This is a genomic window from Anditalea andensis (assembly GCF_000714815.1).
Classification (GTDB): domain Bacteria; phylum Bacteroidota; class Bacteroidia; order Cytophagales; family Cyclobacteriaceae; genus Anditalea; species Anditalea andensis.
Genome location: NZ_JMIH01000022.1, coordinates 336,473 through 361,994 on the forward strand (window position 1 = coordinate 336,473; position 25,522 = coordinate 361,994).

General features: G+C 40.8%; 25 protein-coding genes, 1 tRNA gene and 1 riboswitch. Of the genes, 14 read left to right on the plus strand and 12 right to left on the minus strand.

Translation table 11 applies throughout. The features are described from left to right. Nucleotides 1-11: 11 nt before the first annotated feature. Nucleotides 12-109: riboswitch (TPP riboswitch) on the minus strand. Nucleotides 110-510: 401 nt separating this feature from the next. From EL17_RS14310 to EL17_RS14340, 7 genes are all read right to left on the minus strand, one after another. Next, nucleotides 511-1,575, minus strand: coding sequence for a fatty acid desaturase family protein (locus EL17_RS14310; RefSeq protein WP_035075366.1), 1,065 nt, complete (start codon nt 1,573-1,575; stop codon nt 511-513). A 228-nt stretch (nt 1,576-1,803) separates the two neighbouring features. Then, a complete protein-coding gene (locus EL17_RS14315) occupies nt 1,804-2,328 on the minus strand; it encodes an AAA family ATPase (RefSeq protein WP_164675089.1) in 525 nt (174 codons plus the stop codon). After that, entirely contained in the window at nt 2,318-2,938 is a 621-nt protein-coding gene (gene pnuC / locus EL17_RS14320) for a nicotinamide riboside transporter PnuC (RefSeq protein ID WP_035075370.1), read from the minus strand. Before pnuC ends, EL17_RS14315 begins: the two co-directional genes overlap by 11 nt. Before the next feature lie 121 nt (nt 2,939-3,059). Then, nucleotides 3,060-5,003, minus strand: coding sequence for an OmpA family protein (locus EL17_RS14325; protein WP_035075372.1), 1,944 nt, complete (start codon nt 5,001-5,003; stop codon nt 3,060-3,062). 52 nt (nt 5,004-5,055) lie between these two features. After that, the gene (locus EL17_RS14330) at nt 5,056-5,544 is read right to left on the minus strand and encodes a hypothetical protein (RefSeq protein WP_035075374.1); all 489 of its coding nucleotides are present in this window, start codon (nt 5,542-5,544) and stop codon (nt 5,056-5,058) included. Between the two features lie 113 nt (nt 5,545-5,657). Then, nucleotides 5,658-6,449 (minus strand): (Fe-S)-binding protein, encoded by a 792-nt coding sequence (locus EL17_RS14335; RefSeq protein WP_035075376.1) that lies wholly within the window; start codon nt 6,447-6,449, stop codon nt 5,658-5,660. A 64-nt stretch (nt 6,450-6,513) separates the two neighbouring features. Next, a complete protein-coding gene (locus EL17_RS14340) occupies nt 6,514-7,851 on the minus strand; it encodes a 4Fe-4S dicluster domain-containing protein (RefSeq protein WP_035075378.1) in 1,338 nt (445 codons plus the stop codon). 101 nt (nt 7,852-7,952) lie between these two features. Between EL17_RS14340 and EL17_RS14345 the strand changes: the two genes are divergently transcribed. The 6 genes from EL17_RS14345 to EL17_RS14370 all read left to right on the plus strand — a co-directional run bounded on the left by EL17_RS14345 (nt 7,953) and on the right by EL17_RS14370 (nt 12,033). After that, a tRNA-Phe gene (locus EL17_RS14345) sits at nt 7,953-8,025 on the plus strand. Between the two features lie 288 nt (nt 8,026-8,313). Next, nucleotides 8,314-8,811 carry an RNA polymerase sigma factor gene (locus tag EL17_RS14350; RefSeq protein WP_035075380.1) on the plus strand — a complete coding sequence of 166 codons (498 nt, stop codon included), beginning with the start codon at nt 8,314-8,316 and terminating at the stop codon, nt 8,809-8,811. Then, nucleotides 8,795-9,226 (plus strand): hypothetical protein, encoded by a 432-nt coding sequence (locus tag EL17_RS14355; protein WP_035075382.1) that lies wholly within the window; start codon nt 8,795-8,797, stop codon nt 9,224-9,226. Before EL17_RS14350 ends, EL17_RS14355 begins: the two co-directional genes overlap by 17 nt. Nucleotides 9,227-9,230: 4 nt before the next feature. Continuing rightward, nucleotides 9,231-9,764 (plus strand): DUF4252 domain-containing protein, encoded by a 534-nt coding sequence (locus EL17_RS14360; protein WP_035075384.1) that lies wholly within the window; start codon nt 9,231-9,233, stop codon nt 9,762-9,764. A gap of 23 nt (nt 9,765-9,787) precedes the next feature. After that, complete coding sequence (locus EL17_RS14365; RefSeq protein ID WP_035075386.1) at nt 9,788-10,261, plus strand: DUF4252 domain-containing protein; 474 nt, start codon at nt 9,788-9,790, stop codon at nt 10,259-10,261. A gap of 614 nt (nt 10,262-10,875) precedes the next feature. After that, nucleotides 10,876-12,033 (plus strand): DUF4221 family protein, encoded by a 1,158-nt coding sequence (locus EL17_RS14370; protein WP_084166230.1) that lies wholly within the window; start codon nt 10,876-10,878, stop codon nt 12,031-12,033. 501 nt (nt 12,034-12,534) lie between these two features. Here EL17_RS14370 and EL17_RS14375 read toward each other — a convergent pair. From EL17_RS14375 to EL17_RS14395, 5 genes are all read right to left on the minus strand, one after another. Beyond that, the gene (locus tag EL17_RS14375; RefSeq protein WP_035075390.1) at nt 12,535-13,920 is read right to left on the minus strand and encodes a mercuric reductase; all 1,386 of its coding nucleotides are present in this window, start codon (nt 13,918-13,920) and stop codon (nt 12,535-12,537) included. 14 nt (nt 13,921-13,934) lie between these two features. After that, nucleotides 13,935-14,222: a DUF427 domain-containing protein gene (locus EL17_RS14380; RefSeq protein ID WP_035075392.1), complete on the minus strand. Its 288-nt coding sequence runs from the start codon at nt 14,220-14,222 to the stop codon at nt 13,935-13,937. Between the two features lie 135 nt (nt 14,223-14,357). Further along, nucleotides 14,358-15,068 carry an SAM-dependent methyltransferase gene (locus EL17_RS14385; protein ID WP_035075394.1) on the minus strand — a complete coding sequence of 237 codons (711 nt, stop codon included), beginning with the start codon at nt 15,066-15,068 and terminating at the stop codon, nt 14,358-14,360. A gap of 120 nt (nt 15,069-15,188) precedes the next feature. Then, the gene (locus EL17_RS14390) at nt 15,189-15,956 is read right to left on the minus strand and encodes an alpha/beta fold hydrolase (protein WP_035075396.1); all 768 of its coding nucleotides are present in this window, start codon (nt 15,954-15,956) and stop codon (nt 15,189-15,191) included. 193 nt (nt 15,957-16,149) lie between these two features. Further along, complete coding sequence (locus EL17_RS14395; protein WP_035075398.1) at nt 16,150-16,866, minus strand: pyridoxine 5'-phosphate synthase; 717 nt, start codon at nt 16,864-16,866, stop codon at nt 16,150-16,152. A gap of 63 nt (nt 16,867-16,929) precedes the next feature. Here EL17_RS14395 and EL17_RS14400 point away from each other — a divergent pair, with 63 nt between their 5' ends. The 8 genes from EL17_RS14400 (at nt 16,930) to EL17_RS14435 (ending at nt 25,522) form a co-directional block, all read left to right on the plus strand. Then, nucleotides 16,930-17,379 carry a GatB/YqeY domain-containing protein gene (locus EL17_RS14400; protein ID WP_035075401.1) on the plus strand — a complete coding sequence of 150 codons (450 nt, stop codon included), beginning with the start codon at nt 16,930-16,932 and terminating at the stop codon, nt 17,377-17,379. Nucleotides 17,380-17,385: 6 nt separating this feature from the next. Further along, the gene (locus EL17_RS14405) at nt 17,386-17,931 is read left to right on the plus strand and encodes a CvpA family protein (protein WP_035075403.1); all 546 of its coding nucleotides are present in this window, start codon (nt 17,386-17,388) and stop codon (nt 17,929-17,931) included. Continuing rightward, complete coding sequence (locus EL17_RS14410; protein WP_035075405.1) at nt 17,915-18,529, plus strand: anthranilate synthase component II; 615 nt, start codon at nt 17,915-17,917, stop codon at nt 18,527-18,529. The genes EL17_RS14405 and EL17_RS14410 overlap by 17 nt, the downstream gene beginning before the upstream one ends. 839 nt (nt 18,530-19,368) lie before the next feature. Next, nucleotides 19,369-20,034 (plus strand): CBS domain-containing protein, encoded by a 666-nt coding sequence (locus EL17_RS14415; protein WP_035075544.1) that lies wholly within the window; start codon nt 19,369-19,371, stop codon nt 20,032-20,034. A gap of 79 nt (nt 20,035-20,113) precedes the next feature. After that, complete coding sequence (locus EL17_RS14420; protein WP_035075545.1) at nt 20,114-20,989, plus strand: NAD kinase; 876 nt, start codon at nt 20,114-20,116, stop codon at nt 20,987-20,989. 101 nt (nt 20,990-21,090) lie between these two features. After that, nucleotides 21,091-21,852 (plus strand): type IX secretion system protein PorG, encoded by a 762-nt coding sequence (gene porG, locus EL17_RS14425; RefSeq protein ID WP_035075414.1) that lies wholly within the window; start codon nt 21,091-21,093, stop codon nt 21,850-21,852. A gap of 81 nt (nt 21,853-21,933) precedes the next feature. Beyond that, nucleotides 21,934-22,671, plus strand: a complete 738-nt coding sequence (locus EL17_RS14430) for an isoprenyl transferase (RefSeq protein ID WP_035075416.1) — start codon at nt 21,934-21,936, stop codon at nt 22,669-22,671. 118 nt (nt 22,672-22,789) lie between these two features. Continuing rightward, nucleotides 22,790-25,522, plus strand: a complete 2,733-nt coding sequence (locus tag EL17_RS14435; protein ID WP_035075418.1) for a BamA/OMP85 family outer membrane protein — start codon at nt 22,790-22,792, stop codon at nt 25,520-25,522.

The following is a 25,522-nucleotide window of genomic DNA, read 5'->3' on the forward strand; positions in this document are numbered from 1 at the left end:
TAGCTCCACTTCTTGTAAACCGCTCATTTCCCTTCGCCGGTATTACCCGTATCAGGTTCAATGGGTATGATCTCAGCCCGTCATATTTCAGGCACCCCTTACATAAATCTTCCGCAAAAGTAAGCATATTACGGGGAATGGCAAGGAAGTGTGGAAAAAGGGTATGATTACGGGAAGGATTCTTATTTTAATAATTAAACCTTAAAAATTGAACTTATAGCTCCACCAATAGTGAATGCTGTTTTTTAAACCCCATAAGTTATGAAGTTTATCAAAGATATTAATCCTTAATCAAGTTGAAAGTATGCTCACGTTCTATTTATATACACACTTATAAGTATCATTAAACTATGCCTTTATGCTTGATAATGAGTGCTTTTTAAGTTTGGCGGTTCTTTTTTGAATCATAGTAGCATATAAAATATATTTGACTCCTTAGCAGCAAGTTTTTAGCTTTCCTTCATCATGTAAGGCATAAAAAAGCCCCGCAGGTGATGCGAGGCTGTACCTTTAGGCTTTGCCAAGGTTCTTTAGATGATGAACATGGGAGGCAAAAGCATGACTGAGTTTGGCATGTTCCAGATACGGTACCTTATATTCATTACATACCTCCTTTATTATTTTACTAATAGCGGGATAGTGGATATGGGAAACCTTTGGGAAAAGATGGTGTTCCACCTGAAAATTAAGTCCTCCGACCAGCCAGGTCAGGAGCTTGTTTTTTGTGGCAAAATTAGTAGTGGTCCTTAATTGGTGGGTAGCCCAGTCATCCTCCAGTTTGATACCATTGATTTCTGGAAGAGGGAATATGGTCTCTTCTACAGAGTGTGCCATCTGAAAGATCACACTTAAGCAGATGCCAGTGGCGAACCCAAAGACAAGAAATCCTACCAACCATGGTAAAAATCCTACCATAAAAATGGGCAAAGCGATGAATAAAAGTGCATGTATGACCTTAAATGCCCAAAATGACAGGTGATCTTTTACTTTCATCCTGGCAATAGGCGTGATGCCTACTCTTCGAGTGACATATTTTTTATAATCCGTCACAAATACCCAATAATGGTAGAGGAGAGAGTATGTTAATAGGAAATAATAATGCTGAAAACGGTGCATTTTATATCTTTTCTGGGCGGGGCAGAGTCTTAAGAATGGTCTGGCATTCATATCATCATCCACACCTTCTATATTTGTATAGGTATGATGTACCACATTGTGCTTGGTTTTCCACATAAATACATTGGCCCCCAAAAAGTTGATCGACATTCCGGCTAGATTATTCACCCATTGGTGCCTGCTGAAGCTGCCATGGGCACCATCATGCATTACATTGAAACCAATCGATGCGGCAAGGCTTCCCATCAAAATACATTCTACGATGGCAATGGCCCAATGCGGGGTGCCTAACAATAAATGCAGGTAAACCCCTATAAAAGCAGTCGTTAATAAGATGGCTTTGGTATAAAGATGAATATTACCCGTCTGTTCCAGGTTTCTTTCATTAAAATAACCGTGTATGCGGCTTTTTAATACCTGATGAAATGGGGTGGATTTTTTAAATTTTGGTTTGGTCATACTGGATTGGTAAAGAGGAATAGAAGCGTAGTGGTACGGAGGAATTTCCAAATTTAGGAAAAACACAGTTTGCAGAACAAATATACTATTAATAAGGCGACTTCAAAGCGACAGCAGGTTTATCGTGCCGGTAATGGAAATAGGGGGTAATCGATGGTGAGCGAAATGAATAAATGGGTGATAGGATATAAACGCTTTTTTACTTTAAATAATTCAATTTATTAATGATTATAGTTTAAAATTTTTTCGTATAAAATTTATAGCATCTTTTACCCTTTTAGTAGGGTTGCCTGACAAAATTATATATGGAATATTAGTGTGGGCTATAGTGGTTCGGTATATATCCATAAAATATTGCCTCATTTCTTGATCAGGATGCTCCCTCTGCGGATCGTCCTCCCATGGTATATCTATATCTGTAAGGAGGTAAAGGTCATATTTTCTTCGATTGATATGTTCCAAAATCCACGGATGGGTCTTACCATACTTATGCTGACTCCATATTTTCAATACGTGCAGATCTGTGTCGCAAAACAAAAAACGATCTGCATGGGCTTCACCATCATCCTCTAAAGCGAGTTGGCCCTGAGCGATCAGCAGTAGATCTTCATATTCATATGGACGCTGTAACCCATCGATATAATCTCTTGCATATTCCTTTACCCATGGTTCTTGGTAGTGGCTGGCCAAAGCTGCAGACAAAGTGCTTTTACCTGTGGATTCAGGACCTATTATGACAATCTTAAAGGGCATGGACATTTACTTTTGCAGCATTTTTCCAAGCTATCAGGCCCATAATGGCCAATATAGTAAATACTAGAAACTGAAAGGAGGTAAGGATCAATCCTTTATGAAAATAAAGAGGGACAGACACAATATCAGTGACGATCCAGGCTATCCAGTTTTCTACTTTTTTCTTGGCCATCAGCCACATCCCTACAAAGGCTGTGGAGGTGGTAAATGAATCCCAATGCGAAACGGTACTGTCAGTAAAATTAGACAATACCAAATACAGTATTATATATGAAGCTCCGAATATGAGCAAAGCATATATCAAGCCTTTTTTATTCAGCCAGGTTACCGGTCTTTCTTCCCCTTTTTTGGTGGGTTTACTCCACAGCCACCAGCCGTAGATAGACATAGAAACGTAGTATGCATTGATTCCCATATCCGCATATAGTCCCACTTGGATAGTGATATACACATAGATCATCGTACTGATGATACCGGTAGGAAATACCAGAATGTTTTCTTTCATCGAAAAAATTACGCTGGCAAGGCCAAAAATTACTGCCACCAGTTCCAGAAAGCTCATCTGTTGAAGACCTTCCTGAAACCCATCTATTAACCACTGAAAATCCATGGGGGCGAATTTCTTTTAATTGTCTGTAAAATAAAATTTATTGTCCATTCTTTTTTGGAAATAGAGCACTACTTAGAAAATGAAAAAGCCTCCGCATGATCAGCAGAGGCTTTAAATAAAATTATTCTGTAATTTCTATGACTTTAAATTCCGTTCGCCGGTTCATCTGCCGTCCTTCAGGATTGTCGGAGCCATCAGGGTTTTCATTTGGCGCTATTGGCCTGGATTCTCCATAACCTCTGGCTACTAGCCTGTCTTCTGCTATGCCCTGACTGATGATGTATTGTACGGCAGACTCCGCTCTTCTTTGGGAAAGGTCCTGATTATATGTGTCAGAACCCCTACTATCAGTATGGGAACTTAATTCGATTCGGATATTTGGATTGTCTTTAAGTATTTTGACCAATGCATTTAATTTCTCAGCTGCATCAGGGCGGATCTCAGCACGGTCAAAATCATAATATATGTCTTCCAGTACGATGGCTTTTTCTAATACGAGCTGCTCCAGTACGATAGTAGTGTCTAAGGTGACATTAGTGACATCCTGAATGAGGGTGGTCGGATCAGGTGTTTTTCCTACTGTAGAATAGGTTATACTCTGGGTAAAATATCCACTTTTGGATGCGATGATCGAAAATTCTTCATCGGGAGCCAGTCTAAAACGGGTTTGTCCCCTTGTATTGGTATTGTCTCCACCTGCCATTTTATTATTGACATCATATAGTGTTACCCTGGTTTGGGGAAGAATTTCTTCTGAACCATCATCCCTTCGTTCTTTGGTAGTCACGTTTAAAAAAACATTGATCACCTTGGGTTTGGGTGTACGGTCTTCGAAATAATAGATGTCATCATCTCCTACACCACCTTCACGGTTGGATGCTAAGAAACCATCCTTAGGAAAATTGGTAAAGAAAATACCAAAATCATCAGCCACTGAATTGATGTTTGGTCCAAGGTTTTTGATATTGAAGCCATTTCCGTCTGTCTCTGCCACGAAGATGTCCAGTTTACCAAAGCCCGGGTGTCCATCTGATGAAAAGAACAAATGGCCATTAGCTTCCTGTCTCGGGAAAAGTTCATTGCCGGGTGTATTGATATCAGGACCCAGGTTTTGAACATCTCCAAAATCCCCATTGGCCATTACAGTGGCTCTGTAAAGGTCTATGCCGCCATATCCCCCAGGTCTATTGGAAGAAAAGTAGAGGGTGCTGCCATCAGGACTAAAGGCAGGTGTAGAGTTCCAGTAGCTAACGTCGCCGTTTACGGCCATGTATACCGGTTCTGTAAAGGCAGCACCCCGAAAATAAGAGGCATAGAGGCTTACTTCCGGATTATCTCTTTTGGAAGTGGAATTTCCTCTGGCATATATGATCGTATTGCCATCTGGACTGATTGCAATTGCACCTTGGTTCAATCCTTCTTCATTTCTGAATTCCGGCAGTGCCTGTACATTCTGCACATCTACCTTTACACCATCAGCACGCGCTCTGAACAGTTTTGTATAGGATTGTCCGGTAGCAGCATAGATGCCGCCACCGCCCCTGGAGCTGGTAAAGTATAGAAAATTTTCACTGACGATAGGAGCATAATCTATTCCCCTGGAATTAAGCAGTTCGTAATTTTCCAGTGTATGGTTTGGCCAGTAAGGGGTGATTTGTTCTATCTGCTTAAGGTTAGCTATCTGTCTTTCAGAGCTTATCTGGATGGTGTCGTTTAGTGATAGTTGTTTGGCCTGTTCAAAGGCTGCTATGGCTTCTTTATAATTGCCTTGGTCCCTGAGACTAAGACCTTTGTAATAATAGGTCTCTCCACTCCTATCTATTTCTATAAGCCTATCATAATAGGGTGTGGCTTTTTCCACTCTGTTTGATAGTCTGTAGCTTTCAGCTACTATGTGGTTGGCCTGTTGGTCGCTGGGATCTTTTTCCAAAATTTTTGAAAAAGTATTGATTGCCAGCTGGTATTCACCGGATTCAAACTGGGCCATGCCGCGCTGGCTGAGGCTGGTGCATGATCCTGTTAGAATGCATATAAAAAGTATAAATAAGAAATGATACTTCGTCATTGAATTAGCGAGATTATTATTTACCAATCCTAATATAGAACATAAATTAAAATTAATTATTAAAATATTTATTTAACCAACTTTCTTCGGCACTTATCATCCATTTTTTCTCTAGATCCTGCTTCTTTTCCACTACAGGATTAAAAATATAAGTATCGCGTACCAGCTTACCGGAGGTGATATGGTTTTTAATGTCCGGAAGGGTGGTGGTGGCCACTTCTTCTCCGTCCATATAGGAAACTTTGCCCCGGTTGAGCAGATTCAGCCCCAGTTCATCCTCGATAGTCTTTAGTGTTTTGACAGAACTGTCTATGGAACATCCACTTGCACCTAGTTGGGATTCGTCCACGGCCAGTATTATAAATTTCCCCAATTTAATATCATATGATGTAGGCATCAATGTACCGTGTGTATTCCATTTTTGGCAAAAATCCCTGAGTTTTTCGGATACGCTTTTTTCCTCTTCAGGAGTCAGTTTACGGTCTGATTGATACACCCATATTCGGGCATGATCGGGCATTTCTTCGAAAGGTAAATACATAAATTGTGTAGTTAGAAATAGCGCATATAAAAAGCCTCTTTTTCGTAACGTCAAAAGAGGCTTTTAGGATACTAAATATGAATAAAATTTTGATCTGAATAAATACCTGCTGATTAAAGTCCCTGGTCTTTGGCTATCATTTCGGCTATATCGTATACCTGCACGTCGTTTTCTCTGTTCTTGTTCTTGATACCGTCCGTCATCATGGTAAGGCAGAAAGGGCACCCCACCGCAATAGCTGAAGCACCTGTGTCCAATGCCTCTTCGGTGCGTTCTATGTTGATGTCTTTTTTGCCTGGCTCGGGCTCTTTGTACATCTGAGCGCCTCCGGCGCCACAGCACAGTCCTTTAGTCCTGCATCTTTTCATCTCTACCAGTTCCACATCCAGCGCTTTGATAACTTCCCTTGGGGCTTCATATACATTATTGGCCCTGCCCAGGAAGCAGCTGTCGTGGAAGGTAATTTTTTTACCTTTAAATCCTCCACCACCCTGCATGGTGACTTTTCCTTCATTGATAAGTTGCTGTAGAAAAGTGGAATGGTGGATCACCTCATAGTGACCTCCCAGAGCAGGGTATTCGTTTTTGATCGTATTAAAGCAGTGCGGACAGGCCGTTACTACTTTTTTAATGTTGTATCCGTTTAGTACCTGTATGTTGCTTACGGCCTGCATTTGAAAGAGGAATTCATTTCCTGCTCTCCTTGCAGGATCTCCGGTGCAGGTTTCCTCAGGTCCCAAGACGGCGAAGCTAACGCCTACTTTATTCAGTATTTTTACGAATGCCTGAGTTACGGCTTTATATCGGTCATCAAATGAACCGGCACATCCTACCCAAAAAAGTATTTCAGGAGATTCGCCAGACGCGGCCATTTCGGCCATAGTGGGTACTTTATATGTTGACATGTTGGTTGTTTTAAGTTTTAAATCGTCCACGGTCGACAGTCGACTTTTGGTCGCGGACTTATGTTTATTTCGTTTCCTCCGCCTTAAGCTTATCCGCCCAGTTGAAGCGGTCGGAGGGCGAGAATTTCCATGGCGAGAAACTAGTTTCTATGTTTTGGAACATGGCATTCCACTGCTGAGGGGTACCGCTTTCTTCCATGGCTATATATCTTCTCATTTCTATGATGATAGCTAGTGGATCAATATTTACCGGGCAAGCTTCCACACAGGCATTACAGCTGGTGCAGGCAAAAATTTCTTCTTTAGTGATATAGTCTCCAAGTAGGGATTTGCCGTCTTCCAGTCCTGGACCTCCTTTGTCTATGCTGATGGCTACTTCCTCAGCCCTGTCACGGGTATCCATCATAATTTTACGTGGAGAGAGGAGCTTGCCGGTCATATTGGCTGGGCACTGGTCAGTACATCTACCACATTCTGTACAGGAAAAGGCATTCAGTACATTCACCCATGATAGATCATTAACATCTTTAGCTCCAAATCGAGCTATTTCCGCAGGAGCTTCGCCTTCAGGGGTATTCGCTGGAAGACCCAACATCATGTTCACCTCATTGGTAACCGCTTCCATATTGTCCATCTGACCTTTTGGCTTCAGGTTGGAGTAGTAGACGTTCGGAAATGCCAAAAATATGTGAAGGTGCTTAGAGTAGGTCACATATACAGCAAAGGCCAGTATACCAATGATATGGAACCACCAGGCGACTCTCTCGATGATAAAGAGCGTTTCTGCTCCCATATCTATAAACAGGGGTTTGATTAAGCTACTAAAAAATAGTCCGTCTATCTGCGTATAATAACCGAATCCTTTATCTGCTAGGGCCTGGTCCGTCGCATTCATCACTAAGATCGCGATCATCAGCGTAATTTCCGCCATCAGGATGATGTTGGCATCCAGTCCTGGCCAGCCTTTTAATTCCCTTGCTGTAAATCTTTTTATAGCTATAGCATTTCTCCTTATCAGGAAAATAATAGAAGCCACCAAAGTACCTACAGCCAGAAATTCAAATATATTCAAGGCGACTACGTACCATGTGCCTGTAAACGGAGCAAAGAATCTGTGCTGCCCCGAAAGACCATCGATGACGAATTCCAGTATTTCAAGGTTAATAATAATAAAGCCGATATACAGAAACAGGTGGAGAATGGCTGGTACTATGCGTTTGAACATTTTTTTCTGGCCAAAAGCCACCAAGCCCATCACCTTTAGACGTTCGCTGGGATTATCGGTTCTGTCGGACTCCTTGCCCAGCAAAATGGCCCTTCTCAGAAAGCTCACCCTTCTGTACAATATATATCCTGCTATTATGAAAATGAGCAGAAAAATTAATCTGGATAAAATACTCATATTGAAATGATTAAATTATTTGGGTTGGTTTTCTTATTATTTTTTTCTTTAAATGATTTGGAGGAAAAGAACATTTACCTACCTTTGCATCACTTTACAACGGTGATGTAGCTCAGTTGGTAGAGCATCGGACTGAAAATCCGTGAGTCGATGGTTCGAATCCATTCATCACCACAAGCCCTTGAGAAATCAAGGGCTTTTTTTATTGCCATGCTTGGTGTAAAGGTGTGTATTAAATTGTCCATATTTTTCCTGTATAATATCCTGCAAAATAATAAATTGTAAGCATGCATACTATTTGCGCCCACAATTTAAAATGAGTCTAAGTTGCCGGCATTTAAAGATAGGCAATCAGGTGCTAACCGGAAACTTATTTTAGGCTTTTTAGTATCCTTTTAAATATTTTTAAATTTTTCCTCATCTTTCTGTAACATTACCTCAATGAGATCATCACCTACATAAATGAAGACTTTTTTTGAAGCACATATCTGGCCCCTGAAAAGCAAACTGTACAGGATGGCGTTCCTCTGGCTAAAGGACCGGGATGAAGCCAATGATGCTGTCCAGGAAGTGATGGAGAAAGCATGGATACGAAGAGTTGAACTTCAGAAAATGAACAATCATGTAGGCTGGCTGGTGAGGGCGCTGAAAAACCAGAGCATGCAGCATTTCAGGTCAGGGAAAAAGATAGAACCTATGGGCGGACAGGATTTTGCAGAACCTGAAATGGAAGAATCAGATTCGGGAGAGGCATACCGGAGAGTTTTCAGTTTTCTGGAACAGCTGCCCGAAAAGCAGAAAGAAGTATTTGTTCTCCGGGAAGTGGAGGGGCTCACTTATGAGGAAATAGCGGAATATCTGGAGATCAGCATGGACCAGGTTAAGGTGAACATCTTCAGAGCCAGAAAGATCCTGCGGGAATATTTATTAAATCAAGTGACACATGGCAGAAAGAATTGAATATTTACTAGAGAAATATTGGGCAGGGGAAAGTAGCCTAGAGGAAGAGAAAGAATTGAAGGGTCTTTTAAATACATCGGATCAGTTTTCTGTAGAGAAGGAATTCTTTGAAGAAGTTGGCCTGCTGAAAGACGAAGAGCCGGCTCGGCTTAAAAAACCCGCCTACCGCAGCTTTGGTCCTGAATGGCTAAAAATGGCAGCAGTCTTTGCGCTTTTTATGGCTGTGACCGCCATCGTATTCCAGTACCAAAAGTATCAGGAGCGGAAGGAAGAAGCGTTGGCCTATGCGCAGGTGATGGAAGCCTTCACACTGATCAATGACCATATGCTGAAAGGCACAAATAAATTGGAGGCCATGGAGGAATTCAGGCATTTAAAAACAGCTCAAGAAATATTTGAACTAAGACAAGATTAAAGTTATGAAAAAATATATAGTAGCAATCCTTATGTGCCTGGTAGTCAGCGGCGCGAAGGCACAGGATGATGCCATAGTGAAGTTTTTTTCCAAATACATGGAAGATGACCGCTTCTCAAGGGTTTATATCAGCCCAAAGATGATGCAGATGGCAGGGGGCTTCATGAAAAGTGAAGCAGATAAGCTAAAAAAAGATGAAAAGGATCTAGGTGAGCTCATCACGAAAGTCAGGGGGATCAGGATTTTAAGTGCGGATAAGGTAAACGGTAAAAGCTTTTATAACGAGGCCATGGGCACCTTGACCCGAAACAAATACGAGGATCTCATGGACGTTCAGGACAAATCCTCCAGCGTAAAATTTATGGTCCGTGAAGAAGGGGGGCGTGTCAAAGAACTTTTGATGATCACGGGATCAGCAGATGGATTTACGCTTCTTAGCATGCTGGGTGATTTTACTTATCAGGATTTAAACATCCTGGCAGAAAACACCAATATGCCCGGTATGCAGGAATATCAAAGCGGTCAGAAAAGAAAATAATTAAATCTATATATATGTCAATTATGAAAAAACTATTCTTAGCGGCCCTGTTTCTGGCCATAAATATTTCTGTATTTGCCCAAAGCAAAAGTGTAGAGTCCCTTTATAATAAGTATAAAAACGACAAAGATTTCTTCCATATGGATCTAGGGGGCAATTTTATGAATTTTGCCAAAGGGCTGAATATTTCGCTGGATGAAGATAACATGCAGACCATAGCCAAATCTGTAGAAAGGGTTAAGTTCTTTAAGTTGCCAACCGGAGGAACCGCTAAATCTGATTTTACCGCTTTGCAGAAAGGTCTTGTAAAAGAGCGATTCGAACTGATGATGGAAGTATCAGAAAAGAAAAGCGGGGTAACGATGTACTCCAAAGGCGGAAATAAAATCCAGGACATTATTATCCTGATTGCCGGTGAGGGTTCGGATTATATCGTGTTGGAGCTAAAGGGGGATTTTGATGCCAAGACGCTGGCGAAAGCTGGTTCTTCTTATTGAATTAGGATTTTAGATTCATGATTTCAGAATTGAAATCATGAATTTCTTAACTCTCTGCTTTTCTGTTACTGATGTACTTTAATTTAAAATATAAAAACTATAAATAGCGAACAAAGCCAAAAGAAGAATCGAATTTAAATTTAAAAGACTATAATATTGTTATTTTTAAAGAGTATTAAATTAATTAAACAAAAAAACGTTCAGGCAAAAATGAGATTAGAAAGCACTTTCTAAAATTAAAACAATTTGATGCCTATAAATATAGTGGAGAGGTAAAATTGATAAATGTTGCTCTGGATATTAAGTAATGAATGAGAAATATGTGGGAATAGTATTTTGGTTGACACTTATATTGTTCTTTACTTATTATCTGGTAATGAAACTATTGCAGATGTTTTAAATGAAAATGTAATTTTTCTTTCTTTTATCGCAGAATTAAAAAACATTTGGATAAAAAGACTTAGTATTGAAGAATTAATAAAAACTGATATTTCGTTTCTCACCAGACAATTCGAGATCAGACGATTAAGAAACTTTAATTTTAATGTTATCACATAATCTCTAAATGTGCATACTTGTAGGAAGTTATATTATTTGCATTACTAAAAATATTTATGAAACATTTTTTCATCCTATTAATAGCATTTAGCTTAATCGTATCTTGTCATAACACATCAAAAAATGAGTCGGTTACAAAGGGTTTACAATTAGTGCAAACAGGAGAATATACAATACCAATCGATTTGGAAACTTCGAACGCTCATTTGTTGGCATATGTAGACACTTGGAATGGGAAAGATTATTTACATTTTGTAAACCCGAAAAACCACACTTATTATTTTTATGATTTTGAGACGAGATCGATAGTGAATAAAATTTTAATTGAACGGGAAGGTCCCAATGGAATAGATGAAGTATGGTCAACTCAGGCTATTTCGCAGGATACTTTAATAAGTTCCACCTATAAAGGTTTGTTTTTTATAAATGATAATAGTGAAATAATTTTTAGGGCGCTATCAAATGATTCTGATATAAACGAAAACCATATTCCATCATTTGCATATTCTGGGATAAATGATTTAAAAGAAAATGTTTATCAGACAGCGCTGAACCCTCCCATTGAAAATGAAAACCCTTATCTGTTTTGTGACTTTAATTTGGATTTTCGGGTACAGAATCCTTTTATAAGATACAAGGATTTCTGGGAGGAGTATACCATTTATAGGCAGCTAAGTTTACAAAATTTAGTGGAATACGGTATGTATATTTCGCATGAGCCCCAATCTTGTAGAATAGGGGATAAAATAATAGTAAGCCACAAATTTTCAGATGATGTAGCGATAATAGAAAATCAAAAAATCGTAAATAAGAAAAAGCTAGTAGGTGAACATTTGGAAAGCATAGATCTTAAAGCCTATTTTAACTCTTACGTAATCGGTGAAAGAGGACCTGAATTTAAAAAAGATAGAGTTACCCAGTATGAAGGTATATTTTATGATGATAATAGTGAGTTAGTATACCGTTTTGTGCTAAATGCAGGAGAAAGTGTTTTAGAGGATAAAGTTAAAGGTATAAAACCCGTTTATCAAGATTCTTATTTATTAGTTGCCAATAAAAATTTGGATAAATTAGGACAGTTAAAAGTTCCAAATGTTCTTGTGAATGATAACCCAACTTTCATTCACCAAGGAAGACTGTATTTTTTAAAAAGAGATCAAGAATTCGAAGATAAGTGTCAATTTTTGGTTTTTGAATTAAAGGGGGTTGAATAGCAATAAAATTGTTTGTTGAATGGTTTATGAATATTTTATGGGTATTATATATATATATATAACATAAAAAATAAATAGTAATATTTACTAGAGCCGTATATGCTTGTTCCTATTTAATTCACCCATATTTTAAAAATAAACTTTTTTTCCGCTATCAACTTAGCTTCAATTGATATCTCTACATTCGATCCTGATGGGATCAATTTCTTTAAACATCTTTGCTATAAACATGTGATCTATTCAGGGTATTAACTCCTTTTATGCTCTTGGATGATGGTCCGTAAATACCTCTTTTTTTTATGCGGTTTTTTATATTTTTATCATCTAGGATGAAAAATTTTCTGGAAATGGATGATGTTTCATGAAACTTTCATTCTATTTCATTACCATTGTTAGCACAAAGATTAATATTTACACAAAGATTAATCTTTTGTAGGTAAGGGGAGTTTGATGTTTTATCTTTTCACTTATTAGACCTTACTTTTCACTTAATTTTAAAAACTACTCTTTTCCCACCTGCCCCATCAGATTATTCAGATTCTCTGCCAGCGTAGGATGGGCGATAGGTAAATATCGAATGACATCAGTGGTAAGGCCACCCAGCATGATCATTTGGATGATTGTCATGATCTCTCCGCCGTCGATGCTTAAGATAGTAGCTCCCAAGATCTGATTGTTTTTTGGATTGACCAGAATCTTAAAAAAACCACTCGTCTCATCGATCTCAAGGGGACGGCCTGCATGCTTCATCCAGTGCTTGCCTACAACATAATCTATGCCCTGTTCTTTGGCCTGACGTTCATTCAGCCCCACTCTGGCCAGCTGGGGGTCTATAAAAATGCAGTAGGGCACCAGTCTGTCTTTTTTGGAAATCCAGGTATTCTCATATACACACTTAAATACCACATGGGCATCATGATAGGCCATGTGCGTAAAAGGAGTTTCTCCCAATACATCCCCAAGGGCATACACGCCCTTACAGCTGGTTTCGTAATGTTCGTTAACAAGAATATACCCCTTTTCATCTGTATCTATTTGGCTATCTGATAACTGAAGCTTTTCAGTGGATGGTTTTCTGCCTATCGCTATCAGTAGGTGCGTGCCTATTACTGTCTTTAAAATCCCTTCCTGCAAATAAGTGATGTGAATGCCATTCCCAGCTTTTTCTAGCTTTTCTACTTGGGCTTTAAAAACAGTACCTATGCCCTCTTCCTTAAATATTTTACTTACCGCTTCACATACATCTTCATCCTCTTTAGGTACCAGTTGGGACCCTTTGTCCAGTATGGTCACCTGGCTGCCAAACCTGCTGAACATCTGGGCAAACTCGAGACCGATATACCCTCCGCCTATTATGATAAGGTGTTCAGGAGTTTCTTCCAGTTCCATGATAGTGGTGGAGGTAAGATAAGGGATATCTTCAATACCTTCAATGGGAGGAATAACAGGTTGTGCACCTGTATCTATGAAAATGTTCTCAGCTTCCAGCTGAAGAACTCCTCCATCTTGCTGCACTACTTCTACTTGCTTAGGACCAGTGAACCTTCCAAGGCCTTGCAGAACAGTGACACCTTCAGCCTTTTCTAACCCTTTGATGGCACCTTTCCGAAAGAGCTGGACTATTTTTTCTTTCCTTGACCTGATTTTTTTTTGGTCAATAGAATAATCCGAAACATTGACACCATAATCAGCTGCCCTGCTTACCATATGGGCCACCCTTGCTGAGGCTATCATGGTTTTGGTAGGCGAGCAGCCATCATTGATGCAGGTGCCGCCTATTACGCGTTTTTCTATCAAGGCGACTTGTAGTCCGATTCCACTGATTTTTTTGGCCAGGGGCATTCCTGATTGGCCTGCACCTATGATGATTGCATCGAATTTTTGCATGAAGAGGGTTTAACTTAATCGTCCGATTCTATTTCTACGCCGTTGTAAAATGCAATATGGCCTTTTATTTCCTTGGCTGCTGATGAAGGTTCTGCATAAAACCAGGCTGCATTTTCATTGAGCTCTCCGTTCACTTCCACATGGTAATAGTTGGCTTTGCCTTTCCATGGGCAGGTGCTGGTATTGGCTGACTCTTTAAGGTATTGTTTTTTGACGGCTTCATCCGGAAAATAATGATTGTTTTCCAATAGTATAGTGTCATGTGAATCTGCTATGACGGTTCCATTCCAAATTGCTTTCATAATGATTCTGTTTTAATTAATGGTTAGCTAATTAAACCCAAATTACCAATAAGTGTTTGATGGAATGATCTGTAATTTAAAACATCAAAAGAGATAGGCCATATTATTTGCTATTATTGTTTCATGATGAGAGCATCACAGCGCATATAGTAAAAAGACAGTGGGTATTTTATGTAGATCCAGCGCTGTTTTTTTCCATTCAGCTACTGTTTTGGTCACGATAAACTCATCCTTTCCGGTTATGTTTTTTGCTATGCAAAGTTTGGTGGATGGATGGAGGGTGTTTTTTAGGTCCTCAAATAGGTGGTTGTTCCTAAAAGGGGTTTCCATAAAAATCTGAGTTCTATAATGGCTGGCAGACTCATTTTCCAGTTTTTTGATCGCATCTATCCTCATTTTCTTATCTATGGGGATGTAGCCATGGAAGGCAAAAGATTGTCCATTGAACCCGGAAGCCATCAAGGCTAAAAACATAGACGAGGGACCTGTTAGAGGTACCGTCTTTATCGCCTTAGAATGGGCAAATGCAGCAGCCAATGCCCCAGGATCAGCAATGCCCGGACATCCAGCTTCCGATATTATCCCCAAATCATGGCCTTCCAGCAGAGGGGACAGCAGGGCTGCCATTTGGTCTGGTTTGGATTTTTTATCCAAAACCTGCATCTGAAGCTCCTCAATTGGAATCCCCAGCTTCAGACTGCTGATATACCGTCTGGCCGTACGCAGGTTTTCTACTGCATAATATTTGGTATGGCGAACCACCTCTTTGATCTGAGGGGAGATCACCTGCTCTGCAGTGCCTTCTGCCAGAACACTGGGTATGAGATAAAGTATGCCTTTTTTCATGTATTTATAATTGTTTTTTAAAGGTCATAACTTGTCAGGTGACAAAGAAAACGGAACCGAATCTCGCTTGGGCCGATAATCATCTCAGTGTGTGAGGTTTTTGTCATGCTAGATTTCTTCTTATTGTCCTTTTCCCAAAAAAGCCTTAACTGTTTCTACTACAGCAGTAGGTTGCTCTGCATGAAGCCAGTGTCCTGCGTTTTTTATAAAGATGGTATGGCTGTTTGGGAAATACATTTCAATATCCTCCTTATCCTTGTCTTGTATATAATTGGAGTTGGCACCTCCCATAAATAAAGTCGGTTTACCAAAGGCATGATCAAAGGACAATGCCTCGCCCACGTTTTCGATTTTTTCGGTGATGACCTTCAGGTTAATCTTCCACACGAATTTTTGATCTTTTCTACTGAGGTTCTTAAGCAGAAACTGCCTTACAGTAGGTATAGGCTCATACTCTGCCAATATATCATCGGCTTCTTTTCGCGAGCTGATCCGGTCCAGCCCTATGGCATTTAATCCCTCCAATATGCTCTGGTGGTGTACAGGATATTCCCGCGGTGCTATATCCACTACTATCAGTTTATCTATTCTTTCCGGGTATAGCATGGCTAGGTTCATCACGGTCTTGCCGCCCATCGAATGCCCCATAAAATGTGCAGAAGCTAGGTTTTCATCATCCAATAGTGCTACCAAATCGGCTGCCATCACTTTATAGTTCCATTCTTCATGGTGGGGAGAATCCCCATGATTTCGCTGATCCACCAGGTATAAGGTGTAGTCGTTTTCTAAATCCCGGGCTATGCTCAGCCAATTGTCAGCTGAACCAAAAAGACCGTGCAGAATAACCAGGGCAGGCCCTTGTCCTATTTTTTTATAATTTAATTTCATTTGTTTATAATTGTTCTTTAAAGGCCATTATTTGTCCCGTTCCGAAGGTCGGGATGGAATCTCGCTAGTGCCGGCAATCATCCCAGAATGTGATGCTCAACGTCATGTTCGATTTCACGGTTTGTCAATCTGGCAAGCAATAGTATAGAATATTTTAGGCCAATGCTACTTTCCATCTGTCTTCGGACTATTTTTAAAACTCCAGCTGTCTTCTATACATCTGTATGGTATTCTCCAATCCGTAATACAGTGCATCACAGATCAGGGCATGTCCTATGCTGACTTCATCCAGAAACGGTATGCTTTCTTTTAAAAACCGGAGGTTATGCAGGTCCAGGTCATGGCCGGCATTCAGACCCAGATCCAGTTTTTTGGCCAGATGTGCCGCTTCTACAAATGGCTTGACGGCTGCATGTTTGCTTTTAGGGAAAAGCGCTGCATAAGGTTCTGTATATAGTTCCACCCTATCCGTACCGATTTCTTTTGCCGGTTCAAAATACTTTAACTCTGGATTGATAAAAATAGATACCCGGGCGCCATAGGTATGCAGTTCAGCAATGATATCTTTTAGTTGGATCTGGTGAGTGATGGTGTCCCAGCCTGCATTGGACGTCAGTACATGCGGGGGGTCGGGTACCAGGGTAACCTGTTCAGGTCTCACAGTTCTGATCAGCTCCATCAACCTTTTGTCAGGATAGCCTTCTATATTAAATTCAGTGGTTACGGCTTCTTTCAGATCCAGCACATCCTGATAGCGGATATGCCTTTCATCCGGTCTAGGGTGTACCGTGATCCCCTGGGCACCGAATCTTTCGGCATCCAGCGCTACCTTTACCACATCAGGATTATTACCGCCCCTAGCATTTCTTAAAGTGGCGATTTTGTTAATATTTACACTGAGTTTGGTCATTTTCAAGAATTAATGGCTTAATTTTGCTTTAAATTTACACATTATAACACAAACAAAAGACCAATGAGTTTAAAGCTACGTGTAGAAAGTGAAATTAAACAGGCGATGCTGGCCAAAGATAAGGATAGACTGAGAGCGCTACGCTCCATTAAATCCCTGATTATGCTCGAAGAGACCAAAACAGGAGGCGATAAGGGGATTTCTGAAGAGGAGGAATTAAAGCTGCTTACCAAAGCATCCAAACAAAGAAAAGATTCAGCAGAAATATACCAGCAACAGAACCGGGAAGACCTGGCAGGTGTTGAACTGGCTGAACTGGAAATCATCAGTGAATTTATGCCAAAGCAACTGACAGAAGAGGAGGTAGAGGCTGTGCTTAAGCAGATTATTACCCAGGTAGGGGCCGATGGTCCTAAGGATATGGGCAAGGTAATGGGTGTGGCTACTAAGCAGCTGGCCGGCAAGGCTGACGGTAAGTTGATTTCCCAGAAAGTCAAAACCTTACTAGCATAAATATAATTGAGCCCGATAGACATTATTATTCTTATTTTACTGGCTATAGGTACCTTTAGTGGATACCGAAAGGGATTATTTATAGGGTTACTGTCTATCGTGGCTTTTTTTATAGCGATCATATTTAGTTTCAGATTTATGCATTGGGGTGCAGAGGTACTGTCCCGTAACGTGGAGAGCCTTACCTTTATGTTGCCTTTTGTGGCCTTTATCATTATATTTCTCATAGTCACGGTTTCGCTGCGGTTGATAGCTTTTGCTATTAAAAAAGCTATGGACCTTACGATCTTAGGCGCATTCGATAATTTTGCAGGAGCCATATTGGGCCTGTTTAAGTGGGCATTTATGATCAGTTTACTGCTATGGGTAGCGCATTCCTTTGATTTCAATGTGCCCAAAGAAGTAACGGAGGATTCGGTAGTTTACCCTGTGATCACTCCTTTGGCTCCTTCTGCAGTGGCATTTCTGGATTCCTACACACCGATAATTGACCAATCTGTAAATTCTATTCGTAAACTTGTAGACATAGGACCCAGTGTTACTGCTGATTGATAATTTCGATTCTTTCTCCCATATGCTGGCGGACTATCTCCGGCAGGCTGGTGCACACCTGAAGATCGTGCGCAACGATGTTTTGCTGTCAGATCTGATCGAGCAAGAGTATGAAGGCATAATTTTATCTCCGGGTCCAGAGGTCCCTGGCAAAGCAGGTAATTTGATGCATATATTATCTTATTACCATGATAAGCTACCTGTACTTGGAATCTGCCTTGGCCATCAGGCTATTGGAGAATTTTTTGGTGCAGCTCTGGTGAGGGGAGAAAAACCCGTCCACGGTAAAGTGCATAGGGTCAATAAAACTATGGAACACCCCGTATTGCAAGGACTTCCTGCTAATTTTAAAGTTACCCGCTACCATTCTTTAGAACTGAGAAATCTTCCGGATGTGTTGGAAGTCATATTAGAAACCGATAATAAAGAGATCATGGGAATCGTCCATAGCTACCTTCCCGTTGTAGGCATCCAGTTTCACCCAGAAGCCTATTTAACCGAGTATGGATTAGAACTTATTACAAATTGGGTCAATAGCTATATTAAACAGTCTGAAGTGGCGTATATACCTGCAAAAAAGGTAAATATAGCGCTCTAGCGCATAAGCTTGTTTTCATCTGTTTGTAATTGTTTTTTAATGGCCAAGACTTGTCCCGTGACGAAGGAAGCGGAATAACCTGTTCCTAATTTATTCAGGAGAATCTTGCATTATTATAATCATCCCAGTGTGTGCGCTAATCTTCATGCTGGAGTTCGTTTTATTATAATTTTTTGTTTTCGATCCTCTTGGGTTGCCGGGCAGGATGATTTCTTGGCTTTTGTATAACAGGCCTCCCAGGACGATATGACTTAGTTAACCAACTTATTTAATAAACAGCCCCTGCATGATGTCAATACATTGAAAGTATAAGCATTTCCCATAAAACTGGGTTGACTGCAAGGTACAAAAAATCCCGAAGGTGGAAGTTATTTCTCGCTTTTGTTAGCCTTCTGTTATAAAGCAATATCCCCAATCGGGCAGTGCAATATCCCTCTTTTCGTTTGGGGCGGGCATTATTTTGGTGAAAAGTTTTTAGGGCAATTGTTATGAATGCTGTAATAAATCAAATAGATACCTGAACTCTCATCTTGGGCTATTTATTACTTTTAGGGTAGTGACGGACCCTTATGGAAGGATGTTAATGTCAAAGGGCATGTATTGGCTGGATTTTATTAAAAAAAAACAGCTTACTTCCTGCATTGGCAAAAATTCATTTTATGATAGTAAAAAGGAGAACATTTGATGAAAAGGCTCTGCTAAGTGGGAACCAATTATTTTTTTGAAGATATTATTGATACTTTTTGTTTTTAAACGTACGGCGTTTGAATGAAATAGTGAACATCACCAGACATAATCCCGTTTTATATTTTGGAAACTATTTAATACCTTTAAACAATATGCAGGCATACGAATATATCAATAACCTTATTCCCCCTCTAAAATATACAGACAAGGTAAGTATGGCGCTTACTTGGATGGAAAGTATCAGAACCAATACATTGCCCGTGGTGGATGCCGGCTTCTTTAAGGGTTTGGTAACAGATGAAATGATCTATAACCTCAATGATGGCGAACTAACCATAAAAGACATGGATCTGGAGGCAGAGGCCTGTTATGTATTTAAGGACAAGCACATCTATGATGTCCTGAGAGTGGCTTCAGAGCATCATGCCGTGATGGTGGCGGTAATAGACCGGGAAAGTGTATATCATGGCGTCATTACCTTGGAAGATGCTGTTTCGGCTTTTGCAGATACCTTATCCATCCAGTCGCAGGGAGGGGTTTTGATTCTATCCATGTATATGACCGATTATAGCCTGTTTGAAATTTCCAGGGTCATCGAATCCGAAAATGCCAAAGTACTCAGTAGTTTCATCAGTAATGACCCCCTTGATGCCAGCAAGATTAAAGTTACCATAAAAGTGGATAAAACCGAACTTAGGCATATCAAAGCTACTTTAGAGCGCTTTGGATACAGGATAATTGACCAATACCAGGAAGAAACAGGCATCAGTTCAGAACATGACCGGCTGGGGAATCTGATGCGTTTCCTGGATATTTAATTTAGGTTTCTGAAGGTTCTAATGATTGATTTATAACATTTCTGATCCATTTTTAAAAGAGAAGATACAAATTTCCAAAATGAATATAACTGTCCATGGTTTAAGTTTTCAAAAAGAATTTATTCCATACATAGAGCAATTACTGTCGGTTTTGCACCATCACGGTGCAAAGATTTTTTTCACAGAGCCATTTTATAAGTTTCTAAAAAAAACAGGTGTAGAGTCATCTGAATCAGAAATTCTAACTCAAAGGGAAGGGCTTTCGGTTATGGATTTTGTCATATCCGTAGGAGGGGATGGTACCTTTTTGGATACTGTGGCCCTTGTCGGTGAATATGAAGTCCCTATAGTCGGCATCAATACCGGTAGATTGGGCTTTCTGGCTACTATAGCTAAAGAAGAGGTAGAAAAAGCCATACAGGTCCTGTTTGATAAGCAGTTTACGGTCGAAGACAGGGCTTTGATAGGGCTGGATGCTGATAGGACGCTTTTTAACGGGATTTCATACGGTCTGAATGAATTTACCATCCATAAAAGGGACACCTCTTCTATGATCACTGTGCACACATATATAGATGGAGAATACCTGAATAGTTACTGGGCTGACGGCCTTATTATATCTACGCCCACAGGTAGCACGGGGTATTCACTCAGTTGTGGAGGCCCCTTAATATCTCCGGTGGCCAAAAATTTTGTACTCACCCCGGTAAGCCCGCACAATCTTAATGTGCGTCCCATGATCGTGTCCGACGACAGCAAGATCACCTTTAAGATAGAAGGTAGGAGCAAGAAATTTTTGGTATCGCTGGACTCAAGATCTACTGCGGTAGACGCCAAAATCCAGCTTACGGTCAGGAAAGAAAAGTTTGTAGCCAAGTTGGTAAAGTTTTATGACTATAATTTTTTTGATACCTTACGTCAGAAATTGAACTGGGGATTTGATATGCGGAATTGATGAGGAGACATCAGTCACCGGTCATCCTCTTAACATATATTAACCCTGAAAATACCAATGTGTGTTTTTAATTCGTTTACTACTTTATAAATTGCGATGCCTTGAAAAAAGCCAGATTTCTCAACCTGTGTTTCGGGATACTGTTTGGATCCCTATTGCTACTGTCCATGACTGATGCATCTGCACAACAATACGAGGTGGGCTTGGGTCTTGGAGGCGCTACATATACCGGGGATATCATCCGGCATGTAGATCCTACTCAGATCGGTATTCAAGGTACGTTATTTGGCAGACGAAATTTTGACAATGTATGGAGTGTAAGGGGTGGTCTTGCATTTGCCCGTTTAAACGGGGCAGATGAGAAGCGTCCTATAGATGCCATGGCCATCCAAAGAGATGCCTATTTCCAAGGCTCTGCATTGGAAGCACATATCCTGGCCGAATACCATTTTCTAGATTACCTGTCTCCGCAGTCCGCCTTTAGGTTCTCGCCATTTGCTATGTTTGGGCTGGGTTATACCTTTTTTTCCGGAAGAGGGAATGGTGGTCCTGAACCAGATGGCCGCTATAGTGTAGGAACTCCGGTCATCCCTATTGGGGCGGGGGTGAAATACAAGCTTAGAGATAGGCTGTTTATGACCGTGGAGGCGGGCATAAGGGCTACCTTTACCGACTATTTGGATAAGATCGAGCACAACACAGTATATCTGGAAAGATTTATTCCTGACCCAGATAATCCTGGAATGAATATGGTAAATCCGGCAGGCTTAAATTACGGATCTAGGGACGATAAGGACTGGTATTATTTTTTGGGCGTGACACTCAGCTATTCCTTCCATCAGGTGAAATGCTTTAGTTATTAATTAATTGGCTATTAGAATAGATAATTAAAAAAGAAATGGCATTTTTGTACCTCTAAAATTTACAGTTCGGATTAAGAAAGAATGATCGAAGCGATAGACAAGGACAGAATCCCCCGTCATATAGCGGTAATCATGGATGGCAACGGGCGCTGGGCGCAAAACAAAGGAGCCATGCGTGTATTTGGGCATAAAAATGCACTCACAGCAGTGAGGGATACCATAGAAGGGGCTGCCAGCCTGGGCGTGGAGTACCTTACCATGTATGCCTTTTCCACTGAAAACTGGGCAAGGCCCCAAGATGAAATCAGTGCACTGATGGAAATACTGATTAACAGTATAGCCAGCGAGGCACCCACCATGATGAACAATAATATCCAGCTATCTGCTATAGGAGACATCTCAAGCTTACCAATAAAGTGCCAAAAGAACCTAAGGGCTGTCATGAAACAGACTTCTGTAAACACGGGCCTGACAGTTATACTGGCGCTGAGCTATAGTGGAAGATGGGAGATAGAGCAGGCTATAAAGCACATCGTCAAAAAAGTAGTCAACCAAGAACTGTCAGAGGGAGATATCAACCAAGAACTGATTGCTGCCCATCTGACTACAAAGCATATACCTGATCCAGAATTGCTGATCAGGACCAGCGGAGAGTTGCGCATTAGCAATTTTCTAATTTGGCAAATGGCTTATACGGAGCTGTATTTTACAGATGTCCTGTGGCCGGACTTTAGAAAAGAGCACTTGTTTGAAGCAATACTCGATTATCAGAAAAGAGAGAGGCGCTTCGGAAAGACAGGTGCGCAGATTAAATCATAATTTGGTGAAATCGAGCATGAGCAAAAGCTCACACACCGGGATGATTATATCAATTGTGAGATTTCATCCCGACAGTCGGTACGGGACAAGTTATGACCTTTGAAAAGAAAATTTACAGATGAAAAGAATTTTAGTAGTGCTATTTTTCCTTCTTTATGCAGGAATGACCGAAGGCCAGATCCGCTTGGGCCAGAGCAGGTATTCCAGCGCAAAGCCGGTAGATATTTTAGAACTGGATTATAGTAAGCCCCGATCCTTTAGGATAGCGGAGATATCTGCAGTAGGATTGGCCACCTTAGATGAAAATGCTATAGTTTCTTTATCGGGCTTAAGGGTAGATGATAAAATTACAGTGCCAGGTGACCAGATATCCAATGCCCTTAAAAAATTGTGGGGACAGGGTATTATAGGTGATGTGAAGATTTTGGTCACCAAGATAGAAGGAGATGATATCCATCTTCTTTTAGACCTGACAGAAAGACCCCGCTTTAGTCGGGTAGAATTTACAGGGGTAAATAAGACCCAGGAAAGTGAACTCAGAGACAAAGTTAAAATCCGCGGACGGGTAGTAAGGGATGATGTGCTGAACAACGCCCAGCGGACCATCAGGCAATATTTCGTAGATAAAGGATTTTTAAACACCGAAGTAAAAGTAGTACAGGTACGGGATACCACCCTTCCAAATTCCGTATTGCTGCGTTTTGATGTAGCCCGTAATTCCAAGGTAAGGATCAATGAGATCGCTATTTCCGGAAATGAGAACATCTCTGATCGTAGGATCAAGGGCAAAATGAAAAATACCAATGAGCATGCACGTGTTCATTTCTTCAAAGACCTTTATTCTAGATTGACCAATGCCAGAGCAAGGGATGTGAAAGAAGCCATCGTCTATAGGAATCCTGTAAGCGATGAGGATGTCAAGACTTATATCAATAAAAATTTCAAGCTCAACTTTTTTAATTCTTCTAAATATGTAGGCAGGGAGTTCAGAGAGGACCAGGATAATGTGGTGAACTTTTATCAGACCAGGGGCTATAGAGATGCGGAAATCCTTCGGGATTCTGTCTATGCGTTTGGCCAAAATACCATCAATATCAACATGGATATTTCCGAAGGGAACCAGTATTATTACAGAAACATAACATTTCAGGGTAATTATATACATAGTGATGATGTGCTCATGGCCAAACTTGGGATCAGTAAAGGGGACATCTATAATAAAGAGAGATTAGAGAAACGTTTAAATTATGACCCGCAGCGCGGGGATGATGTGAGTTCACTTTATCAGGATGATGGTTATCTATTCTTTAATATAGATCCAGTAGAGGTCAATGTGCAGGGAGATTCCATTGATATGGAAATGAGAATATTTGAAGGCCCTCAGGTTACGGTAAACAGTGTTTCGATAGAAGGTAACGAAAGAACCAGTGACCATGTGGTCATGAGGGAGATCAAAATTTTGCCTGGGCAAAAGTTTAACAGGGCAGCTTTGGTAAGGACGATCAGAGAACTATCCCAGTTGGGCTATTTCGATCCCGAGAACATTGATCCTGACATGAGGCCTAATTTTGAAGACGCTACTGTAGACATTATTTTTAAACTGGAAGAAAGACCCAATGATCAGATTGAACTTTCCGGTGGTTGGGGCGGGTTTATGGGTTTTGTGGGTACTGTTGGATTGGTTTTCAATAACTTTTCTATTAAAAATATCGGAAAGTTTGATAAATGGAGACCCCTCCCGGTAGGTGATGGCCAAAAGCTTTCCCTGCGGGTCCAGGCCAATGGACGTTTCTTCCAAAACTACAGTATGTCGCTGACAGAGCCTTGGTTTGGTGGGAAAAAGCCCAATGCACTTAGCATCAGTATTAACCATTCGGTTCAGAGACAAATCAACAGGGGCATTGGAGGATTAGGCCTTGGAGGTATGGGCCTTGGAGGCGGCATGCAGGGAAATATAGGTGACGAACTTGGGTTCTTTAAAATTACTGGAGCGACACTTGGCCTGGCCAGAAGGGTTACCTGGCCGGATGATTACTTCTTTTTCAGTAATTCCCTCCAGTTTCAGATTTATGAATTTAATAATTATGGCAATTTTTTTGGACTTTCTTATAATACCGGTAGAGCGAACAGCTTAGCCTGGAATACTACTGTCTCAAGAAATAACGTAGATAGCCCCATATTCCCTAGGTTTGGATCTAATATATCACTTAGTACCAGCTTTACCCCACCTTACGCTACTTTAAATCCAAACATAGACCGGGAGTCACCTGATGAGGAACGCTTCAAATGGCTGGAATACCATAAGTGGATGTTTGACGCCTCATTTTATACCCCAGTACTGGGGATGAACAAACTTGTGGTCAGTGCAAGGACCCATATGGGCTATCTGGGCTCTTATGGAAGTGGGGTGGGGATGATTCCACTAGAACGATTTGTAATGGGGGGTGACGGAATGACCTTTAATAACTTTGCACTTGGACGTGAGATCATAGGACTGAGAGGATATGAAAACCAAGTCATACAAGGTGGGGATACCCCTGGCTCTCAGGGGGGCGGCGGAGGCGGTGTCGCCTATAACAAGCATGTCATGGAATTAAGGTTCCTGGTATCGCCTAATCCATCAGCTACGATATTCCTGTTGGGCTTTGCTGAGGCAGGGAATGTCTGGGACAGTTATGCTAATTTCAATCCTTACAACCTGAGAAAGTCCGCTGGATTAGGGGCTAGGATATTTATGCCGGCCTTTGGTTTATTGGGTATTGATTGGGGTTATGGATTCGATCCGGCACCGGGCTCAAGAACACCAAGTGGTGCGCAGTTCCACTTTACCATCGGACAGCAGTTTAGATAA